We start from the raw sequence: 18,424 nt of genomic DNA, 5'->3' as shown, positions 1-18,424 counted from the left end.
CGCACCCTTCGCACCGGGGCGCGCTGGTGGACTTCACGGCGCACGGAAGCGGATTCACACCTTGTCCGTACAACTTGATGCGTTCGTCTGCCGTACGGCGGCCGGTCATGAACGGGCCGCCGGTTGGTACCCCGCGCGCGCTGTCCTTGGGGGCGCCGTCCTCCACCCTCCTGACATGCTGAGGTCAATCCACCCATGGCAGAGCTGAATCGTCGTCGCTTCCTCCAACTCGCCGGTGCCACCGTCGCGTTCTCGTCGCTCTCGCAGAGCATCGCGCGCGCCGCGTCCATCGCCCCGCAGGGGAGCACCGGCACCCTCCAGGACGTCGAGCACATCGTCGTGCTGATGCAGGAGAACCGTTCGTTCGACCACTACTTCGGGGCGCTGAAGGGCGTCCGGGGCTTCGGCGACCCCCGCCCGGTCACCCTGCCGAGCGGCAGCTCGGTGTGGCACCAGACGGACGGCCTCAAGCGGGAGGTGCTGCCGTTCCGGCCCCAGGTCAGCGACCTCGGGATGCAGTTCGTCCAGGACCTCAACCACGACTGGGCCGGCGGCCACAAGGCCTTCAACAGTGGCAAGTACGACCAGTGGGTGCCCGCCAAGACGGCCACCACGATGGCCTACCTGACCCGCCAGGACATCCCCTTCCACTACGCGCTCGCCGACGCGTTCACCATCTGCGACGCCTACCACTGCTCGTTCATCGGCTCCACCGACCCGAACCGCTACTACATGTGGACGGGCTGCACCGGCAACGGGGTCGCCGGCAACGGTCCGGTCCTCGGCAACCAGGAGGCCGGCTACAGCTGGACGACCTACCCCGAGCGGCTGGAGAAGGCCGGGATCTCCTGGAAGATCTACCAGGACGTCGGCGACGGACTGGACGCGGCCGGCTCGTGGGGCTGGATCGGCGACGCGTACCGCGGGAACTACGGCGACAACTCGCTGCTCTACTTCAACAACTACCGCAACGCCAAGCCGGGCGACCCGCTGTACGACAAGGCCCGCACCGGCACCAACGCCAAGGCGGGCGACGGCCTGTTCGACCACCTGCGGCGCGACGTGCAGGCCGGCACCCTGCCGAAGATCTCGTGGATCGCCGCCCCCGAGGCCTTCACCGAGCACCCCAACTGGCCCGCCAACTACGGCGCCTGGTACGTCTCCCAGGTGCTGGACGCGCTGACGTCCAACCCCGACGTGTGGGCCAGGACGGCGCTGTTCATCACCTACGACGAGAACGACGGCTTCTTCGACCACGTCGTGCCGCCGTTCCCGCCCTCCTCCGCCTCGCAGGGCCTGTCCACCGTGGCGACCACCGCCGACTACTTCGGCGGCGGCATCGGCTACTCGGCCGGACCGTACGGGCTCGGCCAGCGGGTCCCGATGCTGGTCGTCTCGCCCTGGAGCACCGGCGGCTACAGCTGCTCGGAGACCTTCGACCACACCTCGATCATCCGCTTCATGGAGCGCCGCTTCGGCGTCCAGGAGCCCAACATCTCGCCCTGGCGGCGCGCCATCTGCGGCGACCTGACCTCCGCCTTCGACTTCACCGCGTCGAACACGACCGCGGCGGCGCTCCCCTCGACGGCCGGCTACGCCCCGGCGGACCGCAACCGCCACCCGGACTACGTGCCCACCCCGCCCGCCACCGGCACCATGCCGAAGCAGGAGGCGGGCGCGAAGCCCACCCGCCCGCTGGCGTACGCGCCGTACGTGGACGGGGCGGCCGACACCGCCGCGGGCAAGTACCGCCTCACCTTCAGCGCGGGCGCGGCGGCGGGCGCCCAGTTCCTGGTGACCTCGCCCAACCGCACCGACGGTCCGTGGACGTACACCACGGAGGCGGGCCGGACGATCGCGGACGCCTGGAACACCACGTACTCCAAGGGCGTCACGGACCTCACCGTGTTCGGCCCCAACGGCTTCCTGCGCCGCTTCCGCAACCCCGGCAAGACCGCCGGGCCCGAGGTCGCCGCCCGCCACAACGCGACCACCGGCAACCTCGACCTCACCCTCACCAACGCGGGCGCCGCGGACGTCGTGCTGACCCTCACCAACGCCTACGGCGGCACGCCGCAGGCCCTCACCGTCCGCCGGGGTGCGACCGTCACGTGCACCGTCGACCTGAGCGCCTGCCGCAACTGGTACGACGTGACCGTCACTTCGGGCGCGACCGCCGACTTCGTGCGCCGCCTCGCCGGCCACGTCGAGACCGGCGCCCCCGGCCTCTCCGACCCGGGCATCGTCACCTACTGACGGCACCGCGCACGGCGCCGCCCCGGGCACGAGGGTGCCCGGGGCGACGCCGTGCGGGCCCTCTTCGGACGGCGGGCGGCTGCCCGACGGAGGCCGGCGGAGTGCGGGCGGCTCAGAGGAAGTACAGCCGGTTCAGCGGGACTTCCTCGGCGGGGGAGGACCGCAGCGGCGTGCCGTCGAGGGTGACGAGACCCTCGCGCGAGTCGACGAGGACCTCGCCGAGGCGGGTGTTGCGGACCATGTCGCGCGGGCCGATCCCGCGGGTGTGGCGGACCGCGACGCGGCGGCGCCGGGTGGTCATGGTGTCGTAGGGGCGGTCCCGGGTGCCGGACTCGGCGGCGGCGCGGCTGGTGAAGGCGACGGAGAGGTCGGCCGGCGTGGCGCCGTGAGCGCCGAACAGGGGCCCCAGGACGAGCGGTTGGCAGGTCTCGGTGGCGGCGTTGGGGTCACCGGTGACGCCGTAGGCGGGAAAGCCCGCCTTGAGGACCAGCTGCGGCTTGGCGCCGAAGGAGGCCGGCTGCCACAGCACGATGTCGGCGAGCTTGCCGATCTCGATCGAGCCGACCTCGTGGGAGAGGCCGTGGGCGATGGCCGGGTTGACGGTGAGCTTGGCGATGTAGCGCAGCACGCGCTCGTTGTCGTCGTCCGGGCCGTCGCCCTCCAGCGGGCCGCGCTCCGCCTTCATCTTGCCGGCCACGGCGAAGGTGCGGCGCACCGTCTCGCCGGCCCGGCCCATGCCCTGGGCGTCGGAGGAGGTGATGCCGATGGCCCCGAGGTCGTGCAGGACGTCCTCGGCGCCCATGGTGCCGGCCCGGATGCGGTCGCGGGCCATCGCGGCGTCGCCGGGCAGGTCGGTCTTGAGACCGTGGACGGAGACGATCATGCCGTAGTGCTCGGCCACCGCGTCCCGCCCGAAGGGCAGGGTGGGGTTGGTGGAGGAGCCGATGACGTTCGGCACGCCGGCCATCTTGAGCACGTTGGGGACGTGCCCGCCGCCGCAGCCCTCGATGTGGAAGGCGTGGATGGTCCGCCCGTCGAGGACGCTCAGGGTGTCCTCGACCGAGAGGCACTCGTTCAACCCGTCGGTGTGCAGGGCCACTTGGACGTCATGGGCCTCGGCGACGGACAGCGCGGTGTCCAGGGCGCGGGTGTGCGCGCCCATGTCCTCGTGGACCTTGAAGCCGCAGGCCCCGCCCTCGGCGAGGGCTTCGACGAGCGGGGCGGGGTGGGAGGACGAACCGCGGCCCAGGAAGCCGATGTTGACGGGCCAGGCGTCGAAGGAGTTGAAGGCGTGGCGCAGTGCCCAGGGCGAGTTGACGCCGACGCCCCAGGCGGGGCCGAACTCCTGGCCGATGACGGTGGTGACGCCGGAGGCCAGCGAGGCCTCCATGATCCGCGGGGACATCAGGTGGACATGGGTGTCGATGGCGCCGGCGGTGGCGATCAGGCCCTCGCCGGAGACGATGGCCGTCCCGGTGCCGACGACCACGTCCACGCCGTCCAGGGTGTCCGGGTTGCCGGCCCGCCCGATGGAGGCGATCCGGCCCTCCCGGATGCCGATCGAGGTCTTGCGGATGCCCTGGATCGCGTCGATCACCAGCACGTTGCTGATGACGAGGTCGCAGGTGTCCCGGACGGCGGCGGCCTTGAGGTGCAGGCCGTCGCGGGCGGTCTTGCCGAAGCCGACGAGGAACTCGTCGCCCGGCCGCTGGGAGTCGGATTCGACCCGGACGACCAGACCGCTGTCGCCGAGCCGGACCCGGTCCCCGGCGCGCGGGCCGTGCACGGCGGTGTACTCGGACGCTTCGATGCTGCTGCTCACGGCTGGTTCTCCTGCCCGTCGTCGACTGCTCCGGGGCGGCCCTGTTCGGCGGCTCCGGAGCGGCCCTGTTCGGCCGCTCCGAGGTAGCCCTGCTCGGCCGCCCGGCGCAGGGCCTCCTGCCGTGCCCGCGGCGAGTCCAGCGGGCCGTCCACGAGCCCCGCGAAACCGATCGCGACGCGCTCGCCGCCGATCGGCACCAGGTCGACCTCGACGGTGGCGCCGGGGTCGAAGCGCACCGAGGAGCCGGCCGGTACCGCGAGGTGGGTGCCGTAGGCGGCGGCGCGGTCGAAGGCGAGCCGAGGGTTGACCTCGAAGAAGTGGAAGTGCGAGGTGACCGAGATCGGCACGTCCGCGGTGTTGCGCACGGTAAGGGTGTGCACGGGCTCCGGCCCGGGCGCGGTGCGGCCGTCGCCGTGGCCGTGGCCGCTCGTGCCGTCGCCGGGGTCGCCGTGGTGGAGGACGGCGCCCGGCGCGGCCGCGCCGAGGGTGCCGCCGCCGAACGGGTCGGCGATGACGGCGAGCCGGGTGCCGTCCTCGAAGACGGCCTCGACCTGGATCTCGGTGACCAGGTCGGGGACGCCGGGCAGCACATCGTCGGCGGCGAGGACGGAGCGTCCCCGCCGGACGGCCTCGGCCAGCCGGAGGCCGTCGCGGGCGGCCTCGCAGACGGTGTCCGAAATGAGTGCCACGGCCTCGGGGACGTTGAGCCGCAGGCCGCGGGCGCGGCGGGCGCGGGCGAGTTCGGCGGCCGTGAAGATCAGCAGCCGGTCGCGTTCGGTGGGGGTCAGCTGCACAGGGGTTCCCTTCTCCCTCGGTGCGGGACGGTGCGGGACGGTGCGGGACAGAGGGGGACAGAGGGGGACGGGTGCGGGACGGCGGGGTCAGCCGGCGGGCTGGTCGTGGGTGGCGCAGTGGATGCCGCCCCCGCCGCCGGCGATGGTGTCGATCGGCAGGGGGACGATCTCGCGGCCCGGGAACTGGTCCCTGAAGACCTCCTGGGCGTGGCCGTCGGCCTTGGCGTCACCGAACTTCGGCAGGTAGACGCCCTTGTTGCCGATGTAGAAGTTCATGTACGAGGAGACGAAGGCGTCGCCCCGGCCGGTGATCCGGTCCGGGTCGGGCTGGCCGATCTCGATCACCTTGAGCTTCCGGCCGGCGGCGTCGGTGGCCTCGGCGAGGACGGCGCGGGCCTGGTCGGCTGAGCGGGACCAGACGTCCGGCGGGGTGCCGGGGAAGGCCCGGTCCAGCAGGACGACCCCGGGGGCGGCGTAGCGGGCGAGGCAGTCGACGTGGGCGTCGGTGATGTCCTTGCCCTTGACGCCCGCGAGCCAGATCACCTTGGTGAGGCCCAGTGCCCGCTTGAGTTCCGCCTCGATCTCGTCGCGGGTGCGGCCCGGGTTGCGGTTCTCGTTGACCACGGAGCTCTCGGTGACCAGCAGCGTGCCCTCGCCGTCGGTCTCGAAGGAGCCGCCCTCGGCGGTGACCGGGGTCTCGATCCGCTCGATCCCGTATTTCTCCAGGACGGTGCGGGCGATCCGGCCGTCGTTGGTGTGCTCCTGCTTTCCGCCCCAGCCGCTGAAGTTGAAGTCGACGCCCTGGACCTTTCCGCCCTCCTCCACGAAGACCGGGACGGTGTCGCGGGCCCACAGGTCGTCGACGGGGACGGAGAGCAGCTCGACGTCCGAGCCGCAGGCGTTGCGGGCCGAGGCCTCCTGGCCGGGGCGGACGAGCAGGACCACCGGTTCGCGCTCGCCGATGGCCCTGGCCACCGAGGCGATGTCCCGGCGGACGGCCCCGAGCTGCTCGCCCCAGACGTTCTCGGAGGCGGGCCAGGCCATGAAGGTCCGCTCGTGCTTCTCCCACTCGCCGCCGAGCCGGCGTCCGCGGGCCGGTGCCGGGGCGGGGGTGGACGCGGGGGGATGTGCGGGCGCTTGCGTCGGCGCCTGGCCGGGGGTGCCGGAGGCAGTCGGGGCCGCGGAGTCGGCCGGGTCGTCGCCGGAGGCGGCGCAGGCGGTCGCACCGAGGGCGATGGCGCCGGCGCCGGCGAGCGAGCGCAGTACCGTGCGGCGGGCGAGGGAGGGCTGGGACACGCTGGACTCCGGTGGGGCTGGGGGTGGTTCCGGTTCGGCGGGAGGGGCGGGCTCCGGGGGAGCGGTCGCGCGGCGCCGGTTGGGCGGTGGACGAGGTCGTCCCGGTGGACGGGGTCGTCCGGCATCACCGAGACTGAACTCTCGCATTGACTGAAAAATCAGTCAAGCTTTACGGTGAAGTCACCCAAACCACCCCGAGACGACCGGGCCGCCGAACGGACGGCCCGGTCACGACGATGAAAGGCCGGGTGAGGCGGCGATGCTGCGCAATGGTCTGGAACCCTGGCACGTGCTGGTGACGGTGGCCGTGCTGGTGCTGCTGTTCGGCTCCAAGAAGCTGCCCGACATGGCGCGCGGACTGGGGAAGTCGATGCGGATCCTGAAGTCCGAGACGGCGGCCCTGCGGGAGGAGGCGGCCCCGCCCGGCGGCGCCCCGGCGGGCGAGGGCCAGTCCGGCGGTGCCCCATCCGGCGGGACCCAGCCGGGTGGAGCCGCGTCAGGCACCGGCCGGTCAGGCACGGCCCCCTCCGGTGGCGGCGGTCCGTCCGGCGGCGGTCCGGCCGAACCGGCCCGGCACCCCTGACCGTCCCGTCGGCCGCGTACCGCCCGGGACGTCCGAGAGCCGCCGCTCCCCACCAGTCGGTGCGGGAGCGGCGGCTCTCAGCCGTTGCGGCGGTACTGGTCCAGGGACACCCTGACCGGCCCGTCCGCGCCGGCGGTCGACAGCACCCGGACCACGGCGAGGTCCCGGCCGTCCGCGGACCGGACGCAGAACGCGCCGCGCGGTCCGACGGCGCCGAACGGCACCCGCCCGGCCGGCCGGGCGCCGAGCCCCTTGAGGCAGTCGGCGACGCCCAGGCCGGCGTCCCGGCCGATGAAGGTGTCGGCGGCCTCCGGGACGAGGAACTCGCCGTCGCCGCGGCCGACGTACCAGATCGCGCTGTCGACCGGGACGACGGTCCCGGTGGCGAGGTCGAACTCGTAGGAGGAGTCCGCCGAGGTCAGCTCGACCCCGCGGTAGACGGCGGCGTAGTCGGTGACGGGCGGCGGTGCGGAAGCGGTCGGCGCGGTCGGGGCCGACCGGGTGGGGGACGGGGATCCGGTGGGGGCCGACGGGCCGGGCGGGGCCGGGGTGACCGGTGCGGCGGTGCCGGACACCGGGGCCTCCTCGGTGGCGGCCTCCACCTGGTCCGGGTCGTCGAGCAGGAACACCGCCGACGCGGCGCCGACGGTCAGGGCCACGGCGGCGATCAGCGCCGTTCGTCCGAGGGCCCCTCTGCGGCCTCCTCCGGCCCGGGCGCGCCTCGCCGGGCCGCCCCCGGCCGAGGGCACCGGGACGGAGCCGGACGCCGAGGGCGCCGGCACCCGCCCGGAGGCCGCGGCGGGCTCCGGCAGCGGCCCGGACGCGACGACGGTGGGGGTCGGGACGGCCACCGGGGCGAGGACCGTACGGGCCGAGGCCCAGCCCGGCCCGTCCGTCCGGTCGCCCGGATCACCGAAACTTCCCTGCCCGCCGGAACCGCCCGGATCACCGATACCGCCCTGCCCGCCGGAATCACCCCGCTCGGCCTCGGCCGGCACCTGCGGCAGCTCGGCGTGCCGGGTCATCTGGCTGGTCAGACGGTGCGGCAGCCAGTCGTCGCCGAACCTGAGGTGCCCGCCGACCGCCGGGTGGCTCCGGGCGGCGGCGATCACCTCGGCGGTGGTCGGCCGGTCCTCGGGCCGCTTGGCGAGGCAGTGCAGCAGCAGCTCGCGCAGGCCCGCCGGGACCGGGGTGAGGTCCGGCTCCTCGTGGACGGTCCGGTAGAGCGTCGACGGGTCCGGTCCGTCGCCGAAGGGCGGGTTGCCGCCGGCGACGTGGACGGCGAGGGCGCCGAGGGCGTACACGTCGGTGGCCGGGGTCGCGGGCCGGCCCATCGCCTGTTCGGGTGCCATGTAGGCGGGCGAGCCGATGCGCAGCCCGGTGCCGGTGAGCGCGGTGGCGTCGGCGGCCCGGGCGATGCCGAAGTCGATCACCCGGGGGCCGTCCGGGGCGATCAGCACGTTGCCCGGTTTGAGGTCGCGGTGCACCACCCCCGTGGCGTGGATCGCCTGCAGCGCCTCGGCGATGCCGGCGATCAGCAGCAGGACGGTCCGTTCGGGGAGCGGGCCGAAGCGCCGGACCACCTGCTGCAGGGACGGGCCCGGCACGTACGTGGTGGCCAGCCACGGCGGGGCGGCCTCCACGCCGGCGTCCACGAGCTGGGCGGTGAACAGTCCGTGGATGCGTCTGGCGCTGGCCACCTCCTGGGCGAACCGGGCGCGGAACTCCGGGTCCTCGGCCAGTTCGGGCCGCACCACCTTGAGTGCGACCGGCCGCCCGCCGGGGGTGTAGGAGAGGTAGACCCGGCCCATGCCGCCGGCCCCGAGCCGCGCGTACAGCCGGTAGCCGCCGACCTCGCGCGGGTCGTCCGGGGTCAGCTCCTGGAAGACCGGCTGGAGGGCGAAAGGGGATCGGTCAGCGGACATGCGGGCTGCCTCTCTCGGCGGTCGGGACGTCGGCGGTCGGTGGTGTCGGCGGTCGGGACGTCGGCGGTCGGGGACTCGGGCGCGCGGGGCCCGACGGCCGCGGAAGCGGCGTGCGGCGGGCACGGCCTCGCAGAGTTTAGAGGTTCCGTCAGGATTGGCCGAATCCGTCGCCGCCGGCTCGTCCGGGGCCCCGCCGGTCCCGGCGTCCCCGCCGCCCCCGGCGCCTCACCGGGGGTCGCCCAGCTCCGCCTCGATCGCCCCGCGCAGCAGGCGGCGGGCGTGCTCGACCGGCAGCGAGCCGCTGAGCCAGCGCACGCTCAGGCCCTCGACGAGTGCGGTCAGCCGTTCGGCGGCCGCCGCGTGCGCCGGCGCGGTACCGCCCGGATCGGCCCGGGCGAGCAGTTCGGCGACGTCGTGCACCCAGGTGTGGGTGGTTCGCGCGAGGTCCTCGCGAAGCTCCGGGTCGAAGACCGCGGTGGCTCTCAACTCGCCCCAGGCGGTGCTGTTCTCCCGTACTTCGACGGTGTCCTGGAGCTCCAGGAGCAGCACCTGTTCCAGGTCGGCGCGGGGGTCCTCGGTCCGGGGCACCGGGTCCGGTTCGGCGGTGTAGTGGTCGGCGCGGTCGCTGATGAAGTCGAGCGTCCGGCGCAGCAGGCCGGCCCGGTCGGTGAAGTGGTAGTAGATCAACGAGGTGGACACCCCGGCTTCGCTCGCCAGCTCGCCCACCCGTAGTCCGCGTACGCCGCGCCGGGCGATGACCCTGGTGGCGGCCTTGAGTATTTCTGTCCGACGGTCCGACATGGGCGCCCACTCTATGTGCTCCTCGGCTGGTCGGGCCAGCTGCCTGATGATCGTTTCAGGGTTTTCGAGGAGTCCTGCATCAAAAGCTTGACTGAATTTTCAGTACGGTAGAGGATGCGGGGCAACCCCCCACCTCCCACGTCATCCAGGGAGCGCCATGCACACCCCCACACCCTCACGACGCGGCCTGCTCCGGCTGGGCGCCGCCGCCGTACCCCTGATCGCCCTGGGGACGGCCCTTCCGGCCACCGCCCGGGCCGCGACCGCCGGCCCGCCAGGTGCCCCCGCCGCGGCGGACGCCGTCGCCCCGGCCGCGGCGGGCAGCACCACGCGGCTGCGGATGCCCGCCGAGAGCGACCGGCACGACCGCACCTTCATGGCCTGGCCGGCCCTGTCCTCGATCTGGCGGACCCAGCTCTCGGCGGTCCGCGACGACATCGCCCGCGTCGCGTACGAGATCTCCCGCTACGAGCCCGTCGTCATGGTCGCCCGCCCCGGCCAGGCGGCCGACGCGCGCTACTACTGCGGCCCCGGCGCCTACCACGCGATCACCGTGGTCGAGATCTCCAACGACGACCTGTGGATCCGCGACTTCGGCCCGACCTTCGTGGTCGCACCGGGCGCCGTCGCCGGCGTCGACACCAACTTCAACGGCTGGGGCAAGACCGGCACCCCCTACTACCAGCGCTACACCGAGGACGCCGCGGTCGCCGCCGCCCTCCTCGCCGAGTACGGCGTCGACCGCGTCCGGGCCCCCTTCGTCGGCGAGGGCGGCGCCCTGGAGACGGACGGCCAGGGCACCCTGCTGGCCACCGTCAGCTCGCTGGTGAACCCCAACCGCAACCCCGGGATGTCCCAGGACCAGGTCGAACAGGCCCTGAAGGCGTCGCTCGGGATGGACAAGGTGATCTGGCTGGCCGGTCTGGCGGGCCAGGACATCACGGACTACCACATCGACTGCCTGGCGCGCTTCACCGCGCCCGGCCGGGTGCTCCTCGACCGGCCCGGCCCCGGCACCGACCGGATCTGGATCGACGTCTACGAGCAGGCCAGGCAGGTCCTGCGGACCGCGACCGACGCCCAGGGCCGCCCGCTGACCGTCGTGGAACTCCCCGGCCCGAACCGCGCCCGGATCCGCGGCCGCGGCAAGGACTTCCTGTCCAGCTACACCAACTTCTACGTCGCCAACGGCGCCGTGTTCGTCCCGCAGTTCGGCGACGCCGACGCCGACGCCCGGGCCTACGCGATCCTGCGGGCCGAGTTCCCCGGCCGCGACGTCGTCCAGCTGAACATCGACACCATCGCCTCCGGCGGTGGCGGCATCCACTGCGCCACCCAGTCCCAGCCGGCCGTCCCGCCGGCGCTCTGAGACCCCCTGGCGGCCCGTCCGGTACCCCACGGAGGCGGGCCGCCGGGGATCCTTCCGCTCCCACCACCCTCCCCCTCGACCGGCCCGCGCCCCGAACGCGCCGGACCGGCCGGGGACCGACCAGAAGAGGTTTCCCGTGACGTACCGAATGCCCGCGGAGTGGACCGAGCACGAGGGCTGCCTGATGGCCTGGCCCGTCCGCCCGGACCTGTGGGGCGACACCCTGGCCGAGGTGAAGCGCGAGTACGCGGCGGTCGCCCGCGCCATCGCGGAGTTCGAACCGGTCACCATGGTGGCCCCGCCCGGCCACGGCGACGAGGCGCGCGCCCACTGCGGCACGGGCACCGGCACCGGCACCGGCATCACCGTCGTCGAACTCCCCACCGACGACTCCTGGTTCCGCGACTCCGCGCCGATCTTCGTCCTCGACGGCGACGGCCGCCGGGCCGGCGTGGACTTCCGCTTCAACGCCTGGGGCCGCAAGCACAGCCCCTGGGACGCCGACGACCGGATCAGCGGCCTGCTGCTGGAGCACCTCGGCACCCCGGCGATCCGCTCCGGGATGATCCTCGAAGGCGGTGCGATCACCGTCGACGGCGAGGGCACGCTGATCACCACCGAGCAGTGCCTGCTCCACCCCAACCGCAACCCGGAGATGACCCGGCAGGAGATCGAGGCCGAGCTGAAGGCCCGGCTCGGCGTCACCACGATCGTCTGGCTGCCGTACGGCGGGGCGCTGGACACCGAGACCGACGGGCACGTCGACGGCGTCTGCGCCTTCGTCGCCCCCGGCAAGGTCGTGGTGCAGCTCCCGGCCGATCCCGACCACCCGGACTACGTGCGGATGCGGGCCAACCGCGCCGTGCTGGAGCACTCCACGGACGCCCAGGGCCGGCCCTTCGAGATCGTCGACCTGCCGCAGGCCGCCTTCGTCGAGGTCGACGGCCGGGAGGTGGAGGTCGGCTACCTGAACTTCTACCTCGCCAACGGCGGCGTCGTGGTGCCGGTCGCCGACCACCCCGAGGACGCGGCGGCGCTGGCCGTGCTGGCCGCCGCCTACCCGGACCGCAAGGTCGTCGGCGTGCGCGCCCGGGTGATCGCCTACGGCGGCGGCGGCGTCCACTGCATCACCCAGCAGATCCCGGCCGCCACGCGGACCACCGCCACGCAGGCCGATGCCACGCAGGCCACCGCCACGCAGGCCGATGCCACGCAGACCACCGCCACGCCGTCCGCGGCTGCTCGCGCCTGACCCTCGCCAGCGAACGGAGAAAACCCTCATGACTCCCACCGCGCCCGCGAGACGCACCGCGGCCCGGCGGCGGCTCGTCCTCGCCACCGCCCTGCTCTCGGCCGCGGCCCTGGTCGCCGCCTGCTCCGGCCCGCCCCGCGGCGCCGGCGGGTCGGCCGTACAGCTCTCCGCCGACACCCCGGCGGCCAAGGGCGAGCTCGACTCCTTCACCTGGGCCACCTACGCCGAACCGCCCACCCTGGACTACGTCCAGGCCTTCGACTACCCGCAGAACACCGTGCTCGCCAACGTCTGCGAGAGCCTGATGCGCTGGACGCCCCAGCTCACCCTGGCCCCCGGCCTGGCCGAGAAGGCGTCCAGCCCCGACCCGACCACCTGGGTCTACGACCTGCGGGCCGGCGTGCACTTCCACGACGGCACGGTGATGACCGCCGACGACGTCGTGTACAGCCTCGGCCGGCAGACCAACCCGGACAACGCCTCCGCCTGGGCGCAGGTGTTCCAGAACGTCGACTCCGTCACCGCGACCGGCCCGCTCCAGGTCACCGTCAAGCTCAAGCAGCCCGACTCCCAGTTCCCGCAGTACATGGCGACGGCCGCCGGCGTGGTCGCCGCCAGGGCCGGGGTGGAGGCGGCCGGCAAGGACTACGGCACCAGCGGCGGCCTCGACTGCACCGGCCCCTTCAAGCTGGGCGGTTGGGCCAAGGGCCAGTCGATCGAACTCCAGCGCTTCGACGGCTACTGGGGCACCAGGGCCAAGGCCGGGAAGGTCGTCTTCAGCTTCCTCACCGACGCGTCCGCCCGCACCAACGCGATGCTCACCGGGGACGTCGACGGCGGCTACCTGATCCCCACCGAGAGCTACGACCGGCTGAAGAAGGACGGCCCGGGCACGCTCTACTTCGGCGAGGGCCTGAGCACCGTCAACGTCAACGTCACCAGCATGCACGGCCCGCTCGGCGACCTGCGCGTCCGCCAGGCCCTGTCCCTGGCCCTCGACCGCTCCGGCTTCGTCAAGGCCGGCCTCTCCGGCGCCGGCACCGTCACCGGCTCCCTCACCACCAGGGCGGCCTGGGGCGCGGCCCCCGACGACGTCCGCAGGACGGCCTTCGACGGCCTCACCCCCACGGCGCAGGACATCGACAAGGCCAAGGCCCTGGTCAAGGAGGCCGGCGCGAGCGGCCGGACGATCGTCATGGCCACCAGCACCATCGGCCAGGACGTCTCCCTGCTCGCCACCGCCGTCCAGGCCGCCGGGGCGAGGATCGGGCTGGACGTCCAGCTGAGGACGATCGCCCCGAACGCCTTCACCGCGCTGTTCACCGACCCCAAGGCGCGCGAGGGCATCGACCTGTTCCCGGAGACGTACTACGACTCCATCACCGACCCGCTCGACCTGCTCGTCAACTTCCGGACCGGCGCCTACCAGAACTTCGCCGGGTACAGCGACAAGGCCTACGACGACCTCGTCGACCAGGCCACCGCCGAGTACGACCCGGCCAGGCGCGGCGCGATCGAGGCGAAGCTCCAGCAGACCGCCTCCCAGCAGCTGCTCTGGATCCCGGTCGCCGAGTGGCCGACCGCCGTCTTCCTCAACAAGCGCATCACCGGCGCCCCCACCACCATCGCGTACATGTACTACCCGTGGGCCGCCGACGTGGGGGCCGCCCGGTGAACTTCCTGAGATTCGCCGCCCGGCGACTGGCGGAGATGGCCGCGACCCTGCTCGGCGCCTCCTTCGTGGTCTTCGGCGCGATGTACCTGGCGCCGGGCAACCCGGCGAGTTTCCTCCTGTCGGGCCGGTCGGCCTCGCCGGCCGCCCTGCAGGCGATCAACGACCAGTACCACCTCGACGACCCGTTCCTGGTCCGGTACTTCCGCTGGCTCGGCCAGGTGCTGCAGGGGGACTTCGGACGCTCCATCACCTACCGCACCGACGTCTCCACGCTGCTCGCCGACCGCCTGCCGGCGACCCTGACGCTGGTGGCCATGGCCCTGGTGGTGGTCGTCGTCATCGGTCTGGCGCTCGGCTGGATCGGCGCGGTGCGCGGCGGCGCGACCGACTCGGCGATCCTGCTCTCCACCACGCTCGCCGTCGGCACCCCCTCCTTCGTCGCGGCCGTCCTACTGCAGGGCCTGTTCGCGGTCAAGCTGGGCTGGTTCCCCACCAGCGGCACCGGCGACGGCTTCGCCGACCTGCTGTGGCACCTCACCCTGCCCGCGGTCGCCCTCGCGCTGTACCTGATCGGGATGCTCGCCCGGGTCACCCGCTCGGCGATGCTGGACGCCCTGGAGGGCGAGCACGTCACCGTCGCCCGCAGCCGGGGCGTGCCCGAACGCGAGGTGATCCGCCGCCACGTGTTCCGCAACTCGCTGGGCACCGTGCTGACCACCGGCGGCCTGATCGTCTCCACCCTGCTGGTCTGCACGATCCTGGTGGAGTCGGCCTTCAGTGTCGGCGGCATCGGCCAGCTCCTCGAACTGTCCACCACCACCAAGGACTTCCCGACCGTCCAGGCCATCTCCCTGCTCGTCGTCGCCCTGTTCATGACCGTGAACCTGGTCGTCGACCTGCTCCACCCGCTGGTCGACCCCCGGGTCGCCCTCGGCACGAGGAGGTCCGACGCATGAGTGTCGCCCTCGCCCGCCGGCCCGGTCTCGGCCGCCTCAAGGCCGCCCGCGCCCCGCTCCACCTGGCCTGCCTGGGCATCGTCGCCCTGGTGGTGCTCGCCGCCCTGCTCGCCCCCTGGATCGCACCGGACGACCCCAACGCCGTCGACCTCGGCAACGCCCTGGCCGGCCCCTCGCCCGACCACCTGCTCGGCGTCGACACCGCCGGCCGCGACACCCTCTCCCGGCTCCTGCTCGGAGCCCGCACCTCCCTGCTCGGCCCGCTCGGCGTGGTCGCCTTCTCCACCGTCGCGGGCGTGGCCGTCGGCCTGGCCGCGGGCTGGCGGGGCGGCTGGCTCGACTCCGTCCTGTCCCGCAGCACCGAACTCGTCTTCGCCTTCCCCGGCATGCTGCTCGCCATCCTGATCGTCTCGGTGTACGGGGAGGGCCTGCTCGCCCCCGTCGTCGCCCTGGCGGTCGCCTACCTGCCGTACGTCTCCCGGCTCACCCGCTCGCTCGTCCTCGCCGAACGGTCCCGCCCCTACGTCAGCGCCTACCAGGTCCAGGGCCACTCCACCCTGCAGATCTGTCTGCGGCACGTCCTGCCCAACATCGCCCCGATCGTCCTCGCCCAGTCCACGATCAACTTCGGCTACGCCCTGATGGACCTCGCGGGCCTCTCCTTCCTCGGCCTCGGCGTCCCCGCGCTCACCCCCGACTGGGGGCGGATGGTCTTCGACGGCCAGACCGCGATCCAGCACGGCTACCCGCTCTCCGCGATCCTGCCGTGCGTCCTCATCGTGCTCACCGTCGTCGCCTTCAACGTCGTCGGCGAGCGCTGGGCCGACCGCGTCGCCCGGAGGACCCCATGAACCGCAGCAGCCACGAACCGGAGCAGCGTGTGAACGCCCTCGACGTCCGGGGCCTGCGGCTCCGCCTGCCCGGCACCGCCCGACCCGTCCTCGACGGCGTCGACCTCACCGTGGGCCCGGGGGAGACCGTCGCCCTGGTCGGCGAGTCCGGCTCCGGCAAGAGCCTCACCTCCCGCAGCGCCCTCGGCCTGCTGCCGCCCGGCGCCACCGCCGAGGGCAGCGTCCTGGTCGACGGGGAGGACGTCCTGACCATGGGCCCCGACCGGCTGCGCGCCCTGCGCACCGGCCGGGCCGCCATGATCTTCCAGGACCCCCGGGCGGCCATCAACCCACTGCGCCGCGTCGGCGACTTCCTCACCGAGAGCGTCCGCCTCACCGGCGCCATGGGCCGGGAGGACGCCGACCGGCGCGCCGCCGAACTGCTCGACGCCGTCGGCCTCGGCCCGGAACTGCTGAACCGCCACCCCGGGCAGCTGTCCGGCGGCATGCTCCAACGCGTCATGATCGCCGCCGCGCTGATGGGCGACCCGGTCCTGCTGCTCGCCGACGAGCCCACCACCGCGCTCGACGTCACCAGCCAGGCCGAGGTCATCGCACTCCTCGGGGAGCTGCGCCGACGCTTCGGCACCGGCCTGCTGTTCGTCACCCACGACCTCGGCCTCGCCGCCGCCATCAGCGACCGCGTCTACGTCATGTACGCCGGGCGGATCGCCGAGACGGGCCCCGCCGCAGCGCTCTTCGAGAGTCCCCGCCACCCCTACACCGCCGCGCTGCTGGCCTCCACCCCGGGGCTGGAGTCCGACAGCCGCCGCCTCGCCGCGATCGACGGCCAACCGCCGGACCTGCGCCAGGAGTTGACCGGATGCGCGTTCGCCGCGCGGTGCCGGTACGCGACCTCCCGGTGCCGCGAGGAGACCCCCGTGGCGCTCCCGGTCGCCTGCCACCACCCGCTCGAAGGGAGCCGCGCCGATGCCTGAGGCCGCACTGGAGGTCACCGGACTGTGCCGGACCTTCGGCACCGTACGGGCGGTGGACGACGTCACCTTCACCCTCGCCGCCGGCGGATCGCTCGGCATCGTGGGCGAGTCGGGCTCCGGCAAGACCACCACCGCCCGGATCGTCGTCGGCCTCGAACAGGCCGACGAGGGGCGGGTCGCCGTCCGGGGCCGGGCCCGCGGCGGCCGGGTGCGGGGGAGGGCCGAGCGGCTGGCCCGCGCCCGCGAGGTCCAGATGGTCTTCCAGGACCCGTACCTCTCCCTGGACCCGCGCACCAGCGTCGAGGCCGTGCTCCGCGAGACCCTGCGGCTGCACTTCCCCGGCACCGACCACGAGGCCCGGATCCGGGAACTCCTCGACCAGGTCGGCCTCGGCACCCGGGCGGCCGACGCGCTGCCCCGGCAGCTCTCCGGCGGCCAGCGCCAACGCGTCGCCATCGCCCGGGCGCTGGCCGTCCAGCCGGCCGTCCTGGTGCTGGACGAGGCGGTCGCCGCCCTGGACGTGTCCGTGCAGGCGCAGGTGCTGAACCTGCTCGCCGACATCCGCGAACAGACCGGCATCGGCTACCTGTTCATCACCCACGACCTCGGCGTCGTCCGCTGCGTGACCGACGAGGTCGTCGTCATGCGCCACGGACGGATCGTCGAATCCGGCCCCACCGCCCACGTCCTGGACTCCCCGCAGCACGCCTACACCCGGCTGCTGCTGGAGTCCGTCCCCCGGCCCGGCTGGGATCCCGACCGGATCGCCGCCGCGCGCCGCGCCCTGTAAGACGGCCCCGGCCCGGCAGGTGGTGGGACCCGCCGGGCCGGGGTGACCGAGCAACACCGGCGGGCGACGCCGGGCGGCAGCGAACCTGCCGGCCCGGCGCCACCGCCGCAGGAAGGACGACCGTGCAGGTCACCACCGACGACACCAGCGCGACCGACCGGGCCGCGCACCGAGCCCCCCGCCGCCGTTGGCGGTTCGCCGCCGTCCTGGCGGTGGTCATCACCCTCTGCGGGTCGGGGATCGGGCTGTACCTCAACGAGCGCGACACCCGCGAACAGACCAGGGAACTCGCGATCCCGTCGACGCCCGACTGGATCGAACTGGACGTCACCGCCCAGGACGTGGACCCGACCGCCCAGCAGCTGACCCTCTACGTCACGCCCGTCCCGCACGGCAGGTTCGCCGCCGGGCCGGACTCCCAGACATTCGCCCGCCCCGTCGAGATCACCGTCACCGGCACCCCCAGGGTGACCATCCGGGCGGCCGAGGGGGAGGCCGCGGCGTCCCAGCTCGTCCAGGTGGGGACGTACGACGGCACCAAGACGGACTACCCGTTCGACCGCTACCGCACCGAGGCCGGCTTCACCGCCACCAGCGGGGGCGCGGCCGTGCCGGTCGGCCTGGTCCTCACCGACACCGACCCGTTCTTCGTCCTGCGCCCGCAGGTCACCACCGCGAGCTCCGGTGCCGTGACCCTGGACGCGCGGATCACCCGGTCCCGCAGCACCTTCATCCTCTCCTGGTTCATGATCGCGGCCATGTGGGCCATCGCCCTGGCCGTCCTCGGCGCCGCCGAGGTGCTGTACCGCAAGCGCGAGGGGCTGGTCTGGCCCTCCCTGGGCTGGATGGCGGCGAGCCTGTTCGCCCTGATCGGCATGCGCAACGCGGCCCCCGGGTCGCCGCCGATCGGATCACTGATCGACTACGTGGCGTTCTTCTGGGCCGAGGGCGTCATCGCCGCCAGCCTGGCCTGCACCGCCTGGTCCGGCATCCGCACCGAGCACCGGCTGCGCCGCGAGCGGGAGGCGGCCGCCTGACGTGATCCGAAAGAGAGGGCCGAGGGGCCGTGAGCGGATT

15 protein-coding genes are annotated in these 18,424 nt (G+C 73.6%); 10 read left to right on the top strand and 5 right to left on the bottom strand.

Annotation, left to right across the window (positions count from 1 at the left end; translation table 11 throughout):
* Positions 1 to 195 precede the first annotated feature (195 nt).
* Positions 196 to 2,256 carry a phosphocholine-specific phospholipase C gene (locus ACGFSC_RS16835; protein ID WP_359898960.1) on the top strand — a complete coding sequence of 687 codons (2,061 nt, stop codon included), beginning with the start codon at positions 196 to 198 and terminating at the stop codon, positions 2,254 to 2,256.
* Between the two features lie 112 nt (positions 2,257 to 2,368).
* Here ACGFSC_RS16835 and ACGFSC_RS16830 read toward each other — a convergent pair whose 3' ends face one another.
* From ACGFSC_RS16830 to ACGFSC_RS16820, 3 genes are all read right to left on the bottom strand, one after another.
* Positions 2,369 to 4,078, bottom strand: a complete 1,710-nt coding sequence (locus tag ACGFSC_RS16830; RefSeq protein WP_359898962.1) for an urease subunit alpha — start codon at positions 4,076 to 4,078, stop codon at positions 2,369 to 2,371.
* Entirely contained in the window at positions 4,075 to 4,872 is a 798-nt protein-coding gene (locus ACGFSC_RS16825; protein WP_359898963.1) for an urease subunit gamma, read from the bottom strand. The genes ACGFSC_RS16830 and ACGFSC_RS16825 overlap by 4 nt, the downstream gene beginning before the upstream one ends.
* Positions 4,873 to 4,959: 87 nt before the next feature.
* A complete protein-coding gene (locus ACGFSC_RS16820) occupies positions 4,960 to 6,168 on the bottom strand; it encodes an agmatine deiminase family protein (protein ID WP_359898965.1) in 1,209 nt (402 codons plus the stop codon).
* Between the two features lie 259 nt (positions 6,169 to 6,427).
* Between ACGFSC_RS16820 and tatA the strand changes: the two genes are divergently transcribed.
* Entirely contained in the window at positions 6,428 to 6,751 is a 324-nt protein-coding gene (gene tatA, locus ACGFSC_RS16815) for a Sec-independent protein translocase subunit TatA (RefSeq protein ID WP_359898967.1), read from the top strand.
* Between the two features lie 77 nt (positions 6,752 to 6,828).
* On the opposite strand, the gene ACGFSC_RS16810 is transcribed toward tatA, so the two are convergent.
* Together ACGFSC_RS16810 and ACGFSC_RS16805 are read right to left on the bottom strand one after the other, a co-directional pair.
* Complete coding sequence (locus tag ACGFSC_RS16810) at positions 6,829 to 8,676, bottom strand: protein kinase (protein WP_359898969.1); 1,848 nt, start codon at positions 8,674 to 8,676, stop codon at positions 6,829 to 6,831.
* A gap of 225 nt (positions 8,677 to 8,901) precedes the next feature.
* Positions 8,902 to 9,477 carry a TetR/AcrR family transcriptional regulator gene (locus tag ACGFSC_RS16805; protein WP_359898971.1) on the bottom strand — a complete coding sequence of 192 codons (576 nt, stop codon included), beginning with the start codon at positions 9,475 to 9,477 and terminating at the stop codon, positions 8,902 to 8,904.
* A 157-nt stretch (positions 9,478 to 9,634) separates the two neighbouring features.
* Between ACGFSC_RS16805 and ACGFSC_RS16800 the strand changes: the two genes are divergently transcribed.
* The 8 genes from ACGFSC_RS16800 (at position 9,635) to ACGFSC_RS16765 (ending at position 18,384) form a co-directional block, all read left to right on the top strand.
* On the top strand, positions 9,635 to 10,846 hold the full coding sequence (locus tag ACGFSC_RS16800; protein WP_359898973.1) for an agmatine deiminase family protein: 1,212 nt from the start codon (positions 9,635 to 9,637) through the stop codon (positions 10,844 to 10,846).
* Positions 10,847 to 10,982: 136 nt separating this feature from the next.
* Positions 10,983 to 12,098, top strand: a complete 1,116-nt coding sequence (locus tag ACGFSC_RS16795; protein WP_359898974.1) for an agmatine deiminase family protein — start codon at positions 10,983 to 10,985, stop codon at positions 12,096 to 12,098.
* 28 nt (positions 12,099 to 12,126) lie between these two features.
* On the top strand, positions 12,127 to 13,773 hold the full coding sequence (locus tag ACGFSC_RS16790; RefSeq protein ID WP_359898976.1) for an ABC transporter substrate-binding protein: 1,647 nt from the start codon (positions 12,127 to 12,129) through the stop codon (positions 13,771 to 13,773).
* A complete protein-coding gene (locus ACGFSC_RS16785) occupies positions 13,770 to 14,729 on the top strand; it encodes an ABC transporter permease (protein WP_359898978.1) in 960 nt (319 codons plus the stop codon). Before ACGFSC_RS16790 ends, ACGFSC_RS16785 begins: the two co-directional genes overlap by 4 nt.
* Positions 14,726 to 15,580, top strand: coding sequence for an ABC transporter permease (locus tag ACGFSC_RS16780; protein WP_359898980.1), 855 nt, complete (start codon positions 14,726 to 14,728; stop codon positions 15,578 to 15,580). Before ACGFSC_RS16785 ends, ACGFSC_RS16780 begins: the two co-directional genes overlap by 4 nt.
* The gene (locus ACGFSC_RS16775; protein ID WP_359898982.1) at positions 15,577 to 16,557 is read left to right on the top strand and encodes an ABC transporter ATP-binding protein; all 981 of its coding nucleotides are present in this window, start codon (positions 15,577 to 15,579) and stop codon (positions 16,555 to 16,557) included. The genes ACGFSC_RS16780 and ACGFSC_RS16775 overlap by 4 nt, the downstream gene beginning before the upstream one ends.
* Entirely contained in the window at positions 16,550 to 17,347 is a 798-nt protein-coding gene (locus ACGFSC_RS16770; RefSeq protein WP_359898984.1) for an ATP-binding cassette domain-containing protein, read from the top strand. Before ACGFSC_RS16775 ends, ACGFSC_RS16770 begins: the two co-directional genes overlap by 8 nt.
* Before the next feature lie 122 nt (positions 17,348 to 17,469).
* Positions 17,470 to 18,384: a DUF4436 family protein gene (locus ACGFSC_RS16765; RefSeq protein WP_359898986.1), complete on the top strand. Its 915-nt coding sequence runs from the start codon at positions 17,470 to 17,472 to the stop codon at positions 18,382 to 18,384.
* Positions 18,385 to 18,424 lie beyond the last annotated feature (40 nt).

The organism is Kitasatospora sp. NPDC048715, assembly GCF_043198905.1.
Taxonomy (GTDB): Bacteria; Actinomycetota; Actinomycetes; order Streptomycetales; family Streptomycetaceae; genus Kitasatospora; species Kitasatospora lactacystinica.
This window is presented reverse-complemented; position numbering and strand designations above follow the sequence as displayed.